General features: G+C 72.7%; 11 protein-coding genes. 7 read left to right on the plus strand and 4 right to left on the minus strand.

The genetic code is table 11. From position 1 onward, the window contains the following. Positions 1–134: 134 nt before the first annotated feature. Entirely contained in the window at positions 135–1,529 is a 1,395-nt protein-coding gene (locus AB0K03_RS35160; RefSeq protein WP_364694382.1) for a DUF1996 domain-containing protein, read from the plus strand. A gap of 67 nt (positions 1,530–1,596) precedes the next feature. Here AB0K03_RS35160 and AB0K03_RS35165 read toward each other — a convergent pair whose 3' ends face one another. Further along, on the minus strand, positions 1,597–2,160 hold the full coding sequence (locus tag AB0K03_RS35165; protein WP_364694384.1) for a DUF305 domain-containing protein: 564 nt from the start codon (positions 2,158–2,160) through the stop codon (positions 1,597–1,599). A gap of 304 nt (positions 2,161–2,464) precedes the next feature. Between AB0K03_RS35165 and AB0K03_RS35170 the strand changes: the two genes are divergently transcribed. Together AB0K03_RS35170 and AB0K03_RS35175 are read left to right on the plus strand one after the other, a co-directional pair. Further along, on the plus strand, positions 2,465–5,443 hold the full coding sequence (locus tag AB0K03_RS35170) for a discoidin domain-containing protein (protein ID WP_364694584.1): 2,979 nt from the start codon (positions 2,465–2,467) through the stop codon (positions 5,441–5,443). A gap of 81 nt (positions 5,444–5,524) precedes the next feature. Then, positions 5,525–5,899, plus strand: a complete 375-nt coding sequence (locus AB0K03_RS35175; RefSeq protein ID WP_364694387.1) for a VOC family protein — start codon at positions 5,525–5,527, stop codon at positions 5,897–5,899. A gap of 53 nt (positions 5,900–5,952) precedes the next feature. Here AB0K03_RS35175 and AB0K03_RS35180 read toward each other — a convergent pair whose 3' ends face one another. After that, positions 5,953–6,423 (minus strand): hypothetical protein, encoded by a 471-nt coding sequence (locus AB0K03_RS35180; RefSeq protein ID WP_364694390.1) that lies wholly within the window; start codon positions 6,421–6,423, stop codon positions 5,953–5,955. Positions 6,424–6,557: 134 nt separating this feature from the next. On the opposite strand from AB0K03_RS35180, the gene AB0K03_RS35185 reads away from it, so the two are divergent. From AB0K03_RS35185 to AB0K03_RS35195, 3 genes are read left to right on the plus strand one after another with little or no spacing between them, the layout of a single operon-like run. Then, a complete protein-coding gene (locus tag AB0K03_RS35185) occupies positions 6,558–7,247 on the plus strand; it encodes a response regulator transcription factor (RefSeq protein WP_364694392.1) in 690 nt (229 codons plus the stop codon). After that, positions 7,240–8,589 carry a HAMP domain-containing sensor histidine kinase gene (locus tag AB0K03_RS35190; protein WP_364694395.1) on the plus strand — a complete coding sequence of 450 codons (1,350 nt, stop codon included), beginning with the start codon at positions 7,240–7,242 and terminating at the stop codon, positions 8,587–8,589. The genes AB0K03_RS35185 and AB0K03_RS35190 overlap by 8 nt, the downstream gene beginning before the upstream one ends. Positions 8,590–8,629: 40 nt before the next feature. Then, on the plus strand, positions 8,630–9,115 hold the full coding sequence (locus tag AB0K03_RS35195) for a hypothetical protein (protein WP_364694398.1): 486 nt from the start codon (positions 8,630–8,632) through the stop codon (positions 9,113–9,115). Positions 9,116–9,186: 71 nt separating this feature from the next. Here the strand turns inward: AB0K03_RS35195 and AB0K03_RS35200 are convergent, their stop codons facing one another. Both AB0K03_RS35200 and AB0K03_RS35205 read right to left on the minus strand, forming a co-directional pair. Beyond that, positions 9,187–9,957 carry a DUF5995 family protein gene (locus tag AB0K03_RS35200; RefSeq protein WP_364694587.1) on the minus strand — a complete coding sequence of 257 codons (771 nt, stop codon included), beginning with the start codon at positions 9,955–9,957 and terminating at the stop codon, positions 9,187–9,189. A gap of 162 nt (positions 9,958–10,119) precedes the next feature. Beyond that, positions 10,120–12,942, minus strand: a complete 2,823-nt coding sequence (locus AB0K03_RS35205) for an AAA family ATPase (protein ID WP_364694401.1) — start codon at positions 12,940–12,942, stop codon at positions 10,120–10,122. 174 nt (positions 12,943–13,116) lie between these two features. On the opposite strand from AB0K03_RS35205, the gene AB0K03_RS35210 reads away from it, so the two are divergent. Beyond that, positions 13,117–13,752, plus strand: coding sequence for an adenylate/guanylate cyclase domain-containing protein (locus tag AB0K03_RS35210; RefSeq protein WP_364694404.1), 636 nt, complete (start codon positions 13,117–13,119; stop codon positions 13,750–13,752). The last annotated feature ends 28 nt before the right edge of the window (positions 13,753–13,780 follow it).

A 13,780-nucleotide genomic window follows, 5' to 3' on the forward strand; every position in this document is an offset into this window, starting at 1 on the left:
TGGAAGGCCGCCCGGTCCCCCTCTACGGCGACGGCGGCCAGGTCCGCGACTGGATCCACGTCGCCGACCACTGCCGCGGCACGGCCCCTCGCGGCGGCGAACCCCGTCCCCGTCCCCATCCCCCTGGAGATCCCATGAGAAGAAAGCTCAGGCGGCTGCTCGCCCCGCTCGGCGCCGCCGCGCTGGCGGGCTCGCTGCTCGCGGTCGGCGTCCAGCAGGCGAACGCGGCCGACACCCTGTTGTCGCAGGGCCGTCCCGCGCTCGCGTCCTCGCTGGAGAACGGCGAGTCCCCGGCCGCCGCCGCGGTCGACGGGCGCGCCGAGACCCGCTGGGGCAGCCAGTGGGCCGACCCCCAGTGGCTGCGCGTCGACCTCGGCGGCACGGCCACCGTCACGCGCGTCGTCCTGCAGTGGGAGGCCGCGTACGCGAAGTCCTTCCAGATCCAGACCAGCCCGGACGGCGCCAGCTGGACGAGCATCTACAGCACTGCGAGCGGTACGGGCGGCACGCAGTCGCTGACGGTCAACGGCAGCGGCCGGTACGTGCGCATGTACGGCACCCAGCGCGGCACCGGCTACGGCTACTCGCTGTACGAGTTCCAGGTCTACGGCACGTCCTCGACCACCACGCCCCCCAACGGCGACGGCTACGTGTACGCGAACCCGCCCGTCACCGGGGTGGTCCCGTCCACGGCCGTCCCGCCGGCGACGAACCCGCCGACCACGCACCACGAGTTCCAGGCGAACTGCTCGGTGAGCCGGTCGAACCTGCCCGACGACCCGATCGTCTTCCCGAACATGCCGGGCGCCTCGCACTCGCACACGTTCATGGGCAACACGACCACGAACGCCGCGACGACGCTGGCGAGCCTGCAGGCCGGGCAGACGTCGTGCATCACGCCGGGGGACAAGACCGGCTACTGGATGCCGACGCTGCTCAACGGTGACACCGCCGTGCAGCCGGTGGGGCGGCAGGTCATCTACTACAAGAGCGGTGTCATCGACTACCGCAGCGTGCGCCCGTCCCCGCCCGGCCTCCGGTACGTCGTGGGCAGCCCGGCCGCCACCCTCGACGAGTTCAAGAACTCGCCGGGCGCGGTCGAGGGCTGGGAGTGCGGCGACAGCGTACGGAACTGGGACTTCCCGGCGAATTGTGTGGCGGGCAGCCAGCTCAACATCCGCTACCAGGCGCCGAGCTGCTGGGACGGCATCCACCTGGACACGCCGGACCACAAGAGCCACATGGCGTACCCGGTGGTCGGGGTGTGCCCGGCGAGCCACCCGGTCGCCGTCCCGATGATCGAGTTCAAGATGGCGTTCCCGGTGAGCGGGAACATGGCGAACGTGCGGCTGGCGAGCGGCCGGGGCTACTCGTTCCACTACGACTTCTACAACGCATGGGACGCCCCGACGCTCAACGCGCTCGTCACCCACTGCATCAACGGCGGGCTCCAGTGCGACCCGCGCGGTTTCGACCAGTACAAGCCGGACCGCGGAGCGGCCCTGAACGAGAACTACCAACTTCCCTGATCCCGTACGGGGAAATTGTCCGGGTCGTGGGCCCCGGACGATTTCCCCGTACCCCGATAACCGAAATTCACGTGCCTTTTCCGAGCCGCGTCAGATACGTCTTCCGGCTGCGGAGCACCTCGTCGGCGAGGGAGCGGGTCTGCGGCTCGACGCCGGACTTCCGTTCGCTCTCGGCGAGCCGCAGTCCCTGCCGCAGGTGCGCCTCGATGTGCCCGCGGACGAGGTCGTCGAACGCCTTCCCGCGGGTGGCCGCCGCCGTCGTCACCTGCTCGGGCGTCACCATGCCGGGCATGGGCATGCCCTTGTGCGGGTTCTCGGCCGGCAGCCGCGCCTGGTCGTGCAGGCCGCGCAGGGTGGTCAGCTCGCGCTCGTGCGCGCTCGTGACCTCGGCGGACAGGGCTTTGAGGCCGGAGTCGGAGCCGTTGGCCGGTACGAGCGCGAGCAGCGGCAGCAGCTCCTCGTCCATCGCGATGGTGATCTCGACCCAGGCGATGTCGGTGCCGCCGAAGAAGCCGGGGCTGCCGGGCGAGGGGGAGGGGGCCGCGGTGGTGGCCGGCGTGGCGGCCGGGTCGCTGCCGGCGGCGCAGGCGGCCGGCCCGAGGGCGGCGGCGAGAACGCAGACGGCCGTCACGACGCGACGGTGTGCGGGGGGATATCGGTGCGCTGGGGGATACCGATTCACGAATGCGAGTCTTGACTCCGGCGACCCCGGGTGTCAATTCCGTCCCGCGGTTCACACAACAGCTATTGACATGAAGGAAATGCGGGCGTAACACTGCGCCCAGCACTGATGGAGAGCGCTCTCCATCGATTCTCCGGAGTTCCCCGACTCCGCGCCTCAAGTCCCCGACCGTCAGGAGTCCCCCGTGCACCCGGCTTCTCCTCAGGCACCGCCCTCCGCCGGCGGCCCCCCGGCCCGTCGCCGCCGGCGCCTGCTGTCCCCGATCGCGGCGCTGGCGGTGGTGGCCGCGTACGTCGGCGCCGTGCAGTTCACCGCGCACGCCGCGGACACCTTGCTCTCCCAGGGCAAGCCCGTCACCGCCTCGTCGCAGGAGGGCGCGGACGTCACCCCCGCCAACGCCGTCGAACGCAACGCGGGCACGCGCTGGTCCAGCCAGTTCGCCGACCCCCAGTGGCTCAGCGTCGACCTCGGCGCCACCGCCACGGTCACCCAGGTCGTCCTGCAGTGGGAGACCGCGTACGGCAAGGCGTACAAGATCCAGACCTCGCCGGACGGCACCGCCTGGACCGACATCTACAGCACCGCCACCGGTGCCGGAGGCACCGAGACGCTCACCGTCAGCGGCACCGGCCGCTACGTCCGGATGTACGGCACCGGCCGCGGCACGGGGTACGGCTACTCGCTGTGGGAGTTCAAGGTCTACGGCACCACCGGCACCACGACGCCGCCCACCACCCCGCCGACCACGATCCCGGGCACCTGGACCACCGTCTGGACCGACGACTTCACCGGGCCCGCGAACACCTCGCCGAGCGCGGGCAACTGGCTGCTGCGCACCGGAACCCAGTACCCCGGCGGCGCGGCCGACTGGGGCACCGGCGAGGTCGAGACCGCCAGCAACTCCACCGCCAACGTCTTCCTCGACGGCAACGGCAAGCTCGCCATCAAGGCGATCCGCGACGGCTCCGGTAACTGGACCTCCGGGCGCATCGAGACGCAGCGCACCGACTTCGATCCGCGCGCAGGCGAGCAGCTCAAGTTCACCGCCGTCCTCAAGCAGCCCGACGTCGCCAACGGCCTCGGCTACTGGCCCGGCTTCCGCGCGACCGGCTCGGCGTACCGCGGGAACTACACCAACTGGCCCGGGGTCGGCGAGACCGACATCATGACCGACGTCAACGGCCGCAACCAGCTGTCCCAGACCCTGCACTGCGGCACCGCGCCCGGCGGACCGTGCAACGAGTACGACGGCCGCGCCGGCGGGTTCGCCTCGTGCACCGGATGCCAGACCGGCTACCACGACTACACGCAGGTCATCGACCGCACGAAGACCGACGAGGAGATCCGCTTCTACCTCGACGGCCGGCAGACCTGGGTGGTCCGCGAGTCGCAGGTCGGCGTCACCGCGTGGAACGCCGCCGTGCACCACGGCTTCTTCCTGCGCTTCGACCTCGCGATCGGCGGCTCCCTGCCGAACGCGATCGCCGGCTTCACCACGCCCACGCCGGAGACCACCTCGGGCGGCGTGCTCTCGGTCGACTCGGTCACGGTCGCCCGCGCCACGGGCAGCACGCCGGCGGCGATGACGGACCCGGCGACGCCCGCGGGCCCGTCGACCGTGCGGGTGACGGGTACGCAAGGAAACTGGCAGCTGACCGTCAACGGCTCGCCGTACGAGATCAAGGGGTTGACCTACGGACCGCCGCAGGCGGCCGCCGACGGCTACATGCGCGACCTGAAGTCCATGGGCGTCAACACGATCCGCATCTGGGGCGTGGACGACGCGAACACACCGACGCTGCTCGACCGCGCGGCGCAGCAGGGCATCAAGGTGATCGTCGGGCACTGGCTCAACCAAGGGGCCGACTACGTCAACGACACGGCCTACAAGAACTCCGTGAAGGCCGAGATCGTGGCCCGCGTCAACGCGCTCAAGAACCGCCAGGGCGTGCTGATGTGGGACGTCGGCAACGAGGTCATCCTCACCATGCAGGACCACGGCCTGTCCGCCGCCGAGGTGGAGGCGCGGCGCGTCGGGTACGCGAAGTTCGTCAACGAGGTTGCGCAGGCTATCCACGCGGCCGACCCCAACCACCCGGTCACCTCGACGGACGCGTACACGGGCGCCTGGCCGTACTACAAGCAGTACGCGCCGGACCTCGACCTGCTCGCCGTCAACTCGTACGGCGCGATCGGCAACGTCAAGCAGGACTGGATCAACGGCGGCTACACCAAGCCGTACATCGTCACCGAGGGCGGCCCGGCCGGCGAGTGGGAGGTGCCCGCGGACGTCAACGGCGTCCCGACCGAACCGACCGACCTGCAGAAGCGCGCCGGCTACACGGCCAGTTGGAACGCCATCAAGGCACACCCCGGCGTGGCGCTGGGCGCGACGGAATTCCACTACGGACTCGAGAACGACTTCGGCGGCGTCTGGCTCAACACCTTCACCGGCGGCTGGCGGCGGCTCGGCTACCACGCGCTGCGGCAGGCGTACACCGGCCAAGCCTCGGCCGACACCCCGCCGGAGATCACCGCCATGTCGGTGAGCAACCAGACGGCGGTTCCGGCCGGGGGCACGTTCACCGTCACCGCATCGGCCACCGACCCCAACGGCGACCTCATCCGCTACAACCTCATGTACTCCGACAAGCACATCACCGGGAACACCGGCCTGCGGCACGTCACCTTCACCGACAACGGCAACGGCACGTTCACCGCCCGCGCTCCGGAGAAACTCGGCGTCTGGAAGGTCTACGTGTACGCGTACGACGGCCAGGGCAACGTGGGCATCGAGCAGCGCTCGTTCCGCGTGGTCCCGCCGACGGTCCCCGGCACCAACCTCTCGAAGGGCCGGCCGGCGACCGCGTCGACGTACCAGCCGACCGGCAGCAACGGGCCGCAGCTGCCCGCGTACGCGGTGGACGGCGACTACGGCACCCGCTGGGCCAGCGAGTGGGTCGACACCGCGTGGCTCCAGATCGACCTCGGATCGGTGCAGTCGTTCAACCGCCTGCTGCTCGCCTGGGAGGACGCGTACGCGAAGGCGTACACGATCCAGGTCTCGAACGACGGCTCGTCGTGGACCACCGTGTATTCGACCAGCTCGGGCAACGGCGGCTTCGACGACCTGGCGGTGACGGGCTCCGGCCGGTACGTGCGGGTCAACGGCACCACCCGGGGCACGACGTACGGCTATTCGCTCTGGGAGTTCGGGGTGTACCGGAGCTGAACCCCGCCGCACGCACGGTGTCTTTTGTCGGTGGCCCGGTCTAGCGTCTGCGAAGAGGATCCCGGCTACGAGGGGGAAACGATGGACAAGGTGGTCCACTTCGAGGTTCCGTTCGACGACGCCGACCGGGCCCACGGCTTCTACCGCGAGGCCTTCGGCTGGCAGCTGCAGTCCATGCCCGGCATGGGCTACAGCCTGGTCACCACGACCCCGACCGACGAGTCCGGGCGGCCGGGCGAGACGGGCGGCATCAACGGCGGCATGCTCGCCCGCCAGGGCCCGATCACCGCGCCGGTCATCACGATCGGCGTCGAGGACCTGGACGAGTCGCTCCGGCGCATCGAGAAGCTGGGCGGCAAGGTGGAGATCGGGCGGCAGGCCGTGGGGGAGATGGGCTTCTCGGCGTACGTACGCGACACCGAGGGCAACCTCATCGGCCTCTGGCAGAACGCCTGACCACACCCGGCCGACCGCGCGGTGCGCTTGCGTCCCGTCGTGGCGGCCGCCGGTCAGAGCTCGCGGGCCCAGGCCAGCACCCGGTCCACGTCGTCGCGGGTCCAGCCGATCGCCGAGTCGATGCTGACCAGCAGCGTCGGCGCCGCGCGTCCGGCGGCCCACCGGCGGCCCGCGTCGGTGTGGTTGTCGTCGATCCAGGCGGCCGGCCGGTCCCCGGCCGCCGCGGCGATCGCCGGGACCTTGTCCTCGGGCTTGAACGGCAGCGGCGGGAACGGGACCACCGGCAGCGGGTCGATGCCCAGCAGGGGGATCAGGAGCGTGTTCGCGTCCTCGCCCCACGCGCTGGCCCAGTGCACGTCACCGGCCGCGGTCAGCTCGGCGATCCAGGCGCCGTGGCCGGGGCAGTACCGCTCCGGGCCCTCGCCCGGGTAGAACTCGTGCTCCAGGTAGCCGTCGGGGCAGGTGGAGGCGCCGAACGGGTTGAGCACCCCGTCGACGTCCAGCAGCATCACGGGTCGGGTCACGTCCCTATCCAACACCCGGCCCGGGGCGCTGCGCGATCACCCCGGCCCGTCGGTCGATCACGGCACCGGGCCCGGCCGGGAACCCGTACGTCATCCGAACATCAACCGGCGCTGCGCCCGGGCAGAATGGGCGGGTGAGCGACGTACCCGCCAAGGGCCTGGTCCTGGTCGTGGAGGACGAGCGGCCCATCGCCGATCTCGTGCGGCTGTACCTGACCCGGGACGGCTTCGGCGTCCACGTCGAGCACGACGGGTCCGCCGGGCTGGCCGCCGTGCGGCGGATGCGGCCGGTCGCCTGCGTGCTGGACATCGCGTTGCCCGGGATGGAGGGCACGGAGATCTGCCGGCGGATGCGGGAGGACGGCGACTGGACGCCGGTGGTGTTCCTGACCGCGCGCGACGACGAGGTCGACCGGATCCTCGGTCTGGAGCTGGGCGGCGACGACTACCTGACGAAGCCGTTCAGCCCGCGGGAGCTGGTCGCCCGGGTGCGGGCCCTGCTGCGCCGGGCCGCGGGGCCGCCGGACGGGGGCCGGGTCCGGACGCTGGGGCCGGTGAGCCTGGACCCGGGGCGGCGGCTCGTCACCGTGGACGGTTCACCGTTGTCGCTGACGCCGACCGAGTTCGATCTGCTCGGGCATCTGCTCGGCCGGCCGGGGCGGGTGTTCACCCGGGAGGAGCTGCTGGCGAGCGTGTGGGGGTACGCGTCGCACGCGGGCACCCGTACGGTCGACGTCCATGTCGCCCAGGTCCGCGCCAAGCTGGGCGCCGCCGCCGGGGTGATCCGCACCGTGCGCGGCGTCGGCTACACCGCCGATGCGTAGGTTCTTCGCGACCCTCGCCGGCCGGACGGTCCTGGTCACGGCCGCCACCGCGGTCGTCGCCGTCATCATCACCGCGATGGTCGCGTTGCCGATCGCGGTGCGGTCGGCCAACAGCGCCGCGCGGGCCGACCTGGCCGAGAAGGCCGCGGTGGCCGTCGAGCTGCTGACCAGCGAGCGGGCCGTCGTCCGGGAACGGATCGTGAGCCGGCTGCGGGCCGACGGCATCGACGTCTATCTCGTGCGCCGGGGCGTCGTCGACCGGCCCGGTCTGCCGGAACGGGTGGTCACGCAGGTCGCGTCGGGCGCGGTGGTCGACACCCGGGGCATCGTGGACGGCCAGGTCGTGCTGATCGCCGGGCGGCCGCTGCGGGGGGTCGACAGCGGGGTGGTGCTGACGCGGGAGGTCGTGTCGGGAACGGCGGCCCGGGTGCTGGGCGGTGTCTGGGTGGCGCTGCTGGCCGGGCTGCTCGGCGGGGTCGGCGCGGGCGCGCTGCTCGCGCATTTCATCGCGCGGCCGTTGCGGCAGGCGGCGCTGGCGGCCGGGCGGTTGTCGGCGGGGGACCGGTCGGTGCGCCTGGCCGTACGCCCGCCCGCGGAGGCCGCCGAGCTGGCCGTCGCCCTCAACGAGCTGGGCGCGGCCCTGCAGATCAGCGAGGGCCGCGAGCGTGAGTTCCTGCTGTCGGTCTCGCACGAGCTGCGCACGCCGCTGGCCACGATCCGCGGGTACGCCGAGGCGCTGGCCGACGGCGTCGTGACGGATGACGGCGCGGCGAAGGCGGGCGCCACGATGGTCGCCGAGGCGGACCGGCTGGACCGGCTCATCTCGGACCTGCTGGTGCTGTCCCGGCTGGAGGCGGCGGACCTGCCGGTGGACATCGTCGCGGTGGACCTGGCCGAGCTGGTGCGCTCGGCGGGCGAGGCGTGGGCGGCGCGGTGCACACCGGACGGTCCCCGGGTCTCGGTGCAGGCGCCGGAGGTCCCGGTCGTGGTCGACACCGATCCCGGACGCATCCGGCAGGTGCTCGACGGGTTGTGCGAGAACGCGCTGCGGATCGTTCCCGCGGGAGCGCCGCTGGTGCTGGCCGTACGGGCGGACGAGCGCGGCGGTGTGCTGGAGGTCCGCGACGGCGGTCCGGGGCTCACCGACGAGGACCTCGCGGTGGCGTTCCAGCGGGGTGCGCTGCAGCAGCGGTACCGGCACGTCCGCAAGACCGGCAGCGGCTTGGGGCTGGCCCTGGCCGCCCGGCTCGTCGCGCGGCTCGGCGGCACGATCGAGGCGGGGCACGCCCCGGAGGGCGGCGCGCGGTTCACCACGACGCTGCCTTACACAACCCGAACATGACGCTGACGCACCCCACGCACCGCGGCGGCAGGCTCGCCCCATGACTCGAAACCGCATCGCGCTGACCCTCACCACGGCGGGCCTCGCCGGCCTGCTGACCCTCACCGGATGTGGCGCGCCGGGGACGGCCCCGGCCGCGGACGTGGCCGACGAGACGACCGCGTTGCAGACCGTCGCCATGCAGACCGGGCCCAGTGCCTCGCCGGGGGAGCCCGGTGCGCACCGGCCCGGCGTGCGGCGTCTGCTGCGCAAGAACACCCTGCACGGCGAGGTCACCGTGCAGGGCAAGGACGGCGTACGGACGATCGTCGTGCAGCGCGGCACCGTCACGGCCGCCGACGGCAAGTCCGTGAGCGTCAAGTCCTCCGACGGCTTCGCTCAGACCTGGACGCTCGGCGACAAGCTGCGGGTCGTGCAGGACAAGAAGAAGGTCGCCGCGGACGCGGTGAAGACCGGCGCGACGGTCGGGGTGGCCGGCCGCAAGGACGGGGACGCGACCGTCGCGCGCCTGATCGTCATCGGATAGGGCCGCATGGGTTAGGGCCCGCGCTCGTTGCCGTTCGAGCGCGGGCCCTGCCCCGCCCCCTCAACAAAGAATCACTGCAGGATGGCGCCCATCGGCGACAGCAGCAGCTTGCCGACGGCTTCCGCCGTGTGGTCCAGCCGGCCGCGTTCGCGGCCCAGGGCCTGCAGATCGTGGCGTACGGTCCAGAGCCGCTGGGCGTTGCGCCAGGCGACGTTGCGGGTGTACTCCACGACGCCGCCCTGCCACCAGTCGTCGAGGTCGCCGTTCATCATGTCGATGAGCAGCTGCCAGCGCTCGAGGTAGCCGCGGCGCAGGCCCGGGATCTGCTCCGCGAAGATGTCGTTGATCTGCAGGTAGTCGTGGTGCTGGTCGCTGTCGTCCACCGGGTCGCAGCCCTGGTGGTCGAACGTGGTGACCAGCGCGAACGGCAGGTCGAAGTTGATGTGCGCGTTGACACCCGCGGCCGCCGAGGGCAGCGGCCGGGCGTCGGGCCCGGGGATCCGGTGGAACAGCACGGCCCACGCCTTGGGGCAGCCGGCGCTCATGTCGGACCACTGCCGCAGCGCGTCGAAATACCGGGCGGCGAACTCGACGTCGAGCCGGGCCAGGAACGCCGGGTCGGCGAAGCGGCCCGCGTACAGCCGTTCCAGGACGCACGTCGTGATCGTCAGGTAGAGCTTGTTGAAGTCGGCGAGCGGGTTGCCGCCCATCAGCGGCGGCACGCGGTCGAGGACGTCCTGGAGCTTGGTGAGCTGATCGACCACGGCGGGCACGTCGTCGGGGTGCGTGGCCAGCACGTCGGCCATCTCCCGCTGCACCGGCCCCCAGACCGACTCCCTGATCATCCGATCCTCCACTGACGTCGCATGCGCGGAGGCCCTCCAGCACCGCCCGGCGAGCGAGCCGCCGGGCGGTGCTCCCCCGAACGAGACTCAGCCTTTCACCGGCGACCTACGCAGGGATCGGTAGAACGACGTATCTCCGGTACGTAGATAACGGAATGGTCACGCCGCGCGGAGGAAGACCCGGCTGGCCTGGACCCGCGTGCGGACCTGGAGCTTGTCGAAGATGTGCCCGATGTGCACGCCGACGGTCCGCTCACTGATGAACAGCTTCTGGCCGATCTCCCGGTTCGTCAGCCCCTCGGCGACCGCGGCGAGCACCTCCCGCTCGCGGTCGGTCAGCATGCTCAGCTCGTCGCCCTGCTGGGCCGGCGCGGGCGCCACGGCCTCCTCGTCCCCGGTCAGCGCGACCCGGGCCCGCCCGGCGACCTGGGTGATCTCCGCGGCGAACGGCTTGGCGCCCATGGCCTGAGCCGTCGCGTACGCCTCCCGGATCGCGGTGGTCGCCGCGGCCCGGCGGGTCCGCCGCGCGAACGACGCCTCGGCCTGCCGCAGCCGCGAGTACGCCGCCGGGTACGGCTGCTTGCGCCGGTCCCACGCGGCGGCCGCTTTGACCCACAGGTCGGGATCGTTGCGCTCCTCGATCCGGCTCAGCTCCGCGGCGCACAGGTCCAGATAACCGTCGACGACCGCGCGTACGGGTGCAGCGGCGTTCCCGGCATTGCGGGCGACCCGCTCCACCACCACCTGCAGGCGCCGCACCGCCTGGGGGTCCACCGGCACCGTGCCGCCGGCCTGCGCCTCCGCCTCGGCGCGCAGCCCGTGCCAGGCCAGCACACCCAGCAGCACGAGGTCGTCGGAGCGGGTCTCGGTGAGCCCGCGCTGCACCGCCGAGCGGGCCTCGGCGTGCCGGCCCTGCCACATCGCCAGGCCGGCGCGCAGCGTGAGCATCGGCATGACGTGCCGCGCACCGCCGCCGGCGAGGATGGTGGCGGCCGCGTCGAGGTCGCGGTCGGCCGCCTCCACGTCGCCGAAGCCGACCCAGAGCCGGCAGCGGGCGAGCAGGATCTCGACCGCGTCCGCGCCGGACGGCCGGTGCCGCATGGCGTCGGCCAGCACCTGCTCGGCCTCCGCCCACTGGCCCACCCGGAACAGCCCGTTCGCGGCGATCGCGAGCAGCCGCGTCTGGTATGTGCGCCCCTGGCCGATCGAGGCCAGCTTCTCGGCGCCGCGCCGGGCGACGAGCACACCCTCCTCGATGTTGTTGAGCGGGTTCGTCAGCAGCTCGGCCAGGTGCAGGTACGCACACCCGATGTCGTCGGGATGCCCGGAGCGCTCGGCGATCTCCACCGCCTGCCGGATGACCGCGAGCCCCGCGTCCGGGTCCTCGCGGAAGGCCAGGCTGAACCCGAGCGCCGCGCTGGCCCGGACCAGGTCCGCGGTCGAGCCGTCGGAGCGTTCGGCCAGGTCGAGGGCATCGCGGGCGCGGACGCCGGCGTCGGCGTACCGGCCGAGGTGCACGAGCAGCTCGGCCAGATGGGCGGCGGCGCTGGCCTTCTCCGACGCTGTGCACTCGTGGGCGGCGAGCGCGCGTTCGTACTCGATCTCGGCGGTCGCGGTGCGGCCGGCGGCGGCCAGGTAGCGGGCCCGGCGCAGGTGCAGCGCGCAGGTGCCCGGGCCGTCGCCGCGCTCGGCGAGCTGCTCCAGGGTCGTCAGGGCACGCTGATGCTCACCGCAGCGGTGGGCGGACTCGGCCGCGTGCGCGAGCAGCTCCGTACGCCCCGGGTCGAAGTGCGGGGTCAGCTCCAGCGCGAGCGCCCAGTGGCGGTACGCCTCCGCGAAGCCGTACAGCTGCTCGGCGGCGCGGGCGGCGGCCACGACCGACGGCAGGGCTCGGGTGGGCTCGCCGGCCTGCTGCCAGTGGTGGGCGAGCCGGGCGTGGTCGGGCTCGCCGGGCGCGGCCTCGATCGCCTCGGCGTAGCGGCGGTGCCGGGCGGCGTGCTCGGCCGGCAGGACCTCGTGCTCGAGCACCTCGGCCACGACCTGGTGACGCAGCCGGTAACCGTCCGGCGCGCTCGTCACGAACCGGTGCGCGACGGCGTCCCGGACGGCCTCGATCAGCTCGTGCTCGGGCAGCGGCAGCACCCGGGCCAGCAGGCCGTGCTCGACCGGCTCCACCCCGGCGGCCACGGCGTGCACCACCTCGTGTGCGTGCGGCGGCAGCTCGTCGACGCGGGACAGGAAGATCTCGCGCAGCGTGTCGGACAGCTCCACCCGGCCGTCGCGCAGGTCGCGGGCCAGCTCCTCGGCGACGAACGGGTTGCCCCCGCTGCGCTTGAAGACCCGGTCGGCGTCCTCCGGCGCGACGTCCTTGCCCGCGATGGCGGTGACCAGCTCCGCGATGGCGTCCTGGTCGAGCGGAGCCAGATCCAGCACGCGTACGGACCGCAGCCGGCGCAGCTCCGCCAGCACCCGCCGCAGCGGGTGCGAGCCGTGCAGCGACTCGGAACGCACCGCCGCCAGCACCGACAGGTTCAGCTCGCCCAGGCCGGCCAGCAGGTAGAGCAGCAGCTGGCGGGTGCTGCGGTCGGCCCACTGCAGGTCGTCGAGGACCAGCAGCAGCCGGCGTCCGCGGGCCAGCGCGCGCAGCTCCTGCGAGACCCGCTCGAGCAGGGCGCCCGCGCCGTCCGGGCCGTCGGCGGGTCCCGCCGCGGGGTGCGCGCCGGCCTGGCGCAGCGCCTGCAGGACCGGGTGCAGCGGGGAGGCGTCGCCGATGTCGAGGCAGGCGCCGAACAGCACGGCCGCCCCGCCCGCCCGCATCGCGTCGGCGGTCTCGCGCAGCAGCCGGCTCTTGCCGACGCCGCTCTCGCCGGTGACGAACACGGCCGAGGTGCCGCCCGGGCCGGTGGCGAGCAGATCGGCCTGGATCGACGGCAAGATGTCGGAACGTCCGACAAGTGGCGCGTCGTCCCCCTGGCTGGCCATGCGTGGCAGCCTAATGGGAATCGAGCTATGACGTTCTCGTCGGTTCGGACTGTTCTGCGTCACAGAACAACCGACGCGGCGGCCGCTGTCACAGATACGTCATTCTGCGGATCCGCTGTCTTGTTCCGGGCTGGCACCGTTTCCTTCGCCAACGCGAACGAAGGGGCGTGGGACGTGAACAGAACCTCGGTCGGCCTGCGGTGCCGGCGACAGACCGTCACAGTGCTGTTCGTCGACATCGTCGGCTTCACCAGCCTGATCGACGATCTTGACTGCGCCGACGTCCGTGACCTGCAGGTCGACTACTTCGAAACCGTGTCCGCGGTGGTCCGGGCAGCCGGCGGCCTGGTCGAGAAGTTCATCGGCGACGCCGTCATGGCGGTCTTCGGCGCGAGCAGCCCGCGGGCCGGACTACCCGACGAGACGTGCCGGGCGGCCGCCGCCGCGGTGCGGGCCGGGCTGCTGATCCAGGAGGCGCTGCGGGGGCGTCTCCTGGCCGGCCGCTTCCCGGTCCGCACCCGGGTGGGACTCGCCACAGGCGACGCGATCGTGGACCTCGACGCGGCCCGCGACGGCGGCTACGGCATGGTCAGCGGCAGCGTCGTCGCGACCGCGGCGCGGCTGCAGGCGTACGCCCCCCACGACACGGTCGTCGTCTGCGCCGCCACGCAGAGCGCGTCGGACGCCGCGGTCGCGTACCAGGAGATGCCGCCGGTGTCGGTCCCCGGCAAGCCCGCCCCGGTCGAGTTGTGGCGAGCCCTGCACCCGCAGGCCGCCCCCGCCCAGCGAGCTCTCCAGACCTGCAGCTGACGCCGAGCCTGCTGGGCCGGCCTTCTGG

It is taken from the genome of Actinoplanes sp. NPDC049316, assembly GCF_040677315.1.
Lineage (GTDB): Bacteria > Actinomycetota > Actinomycetes > Mycobacteriales > Micromonosporaceae > Actinoplanes.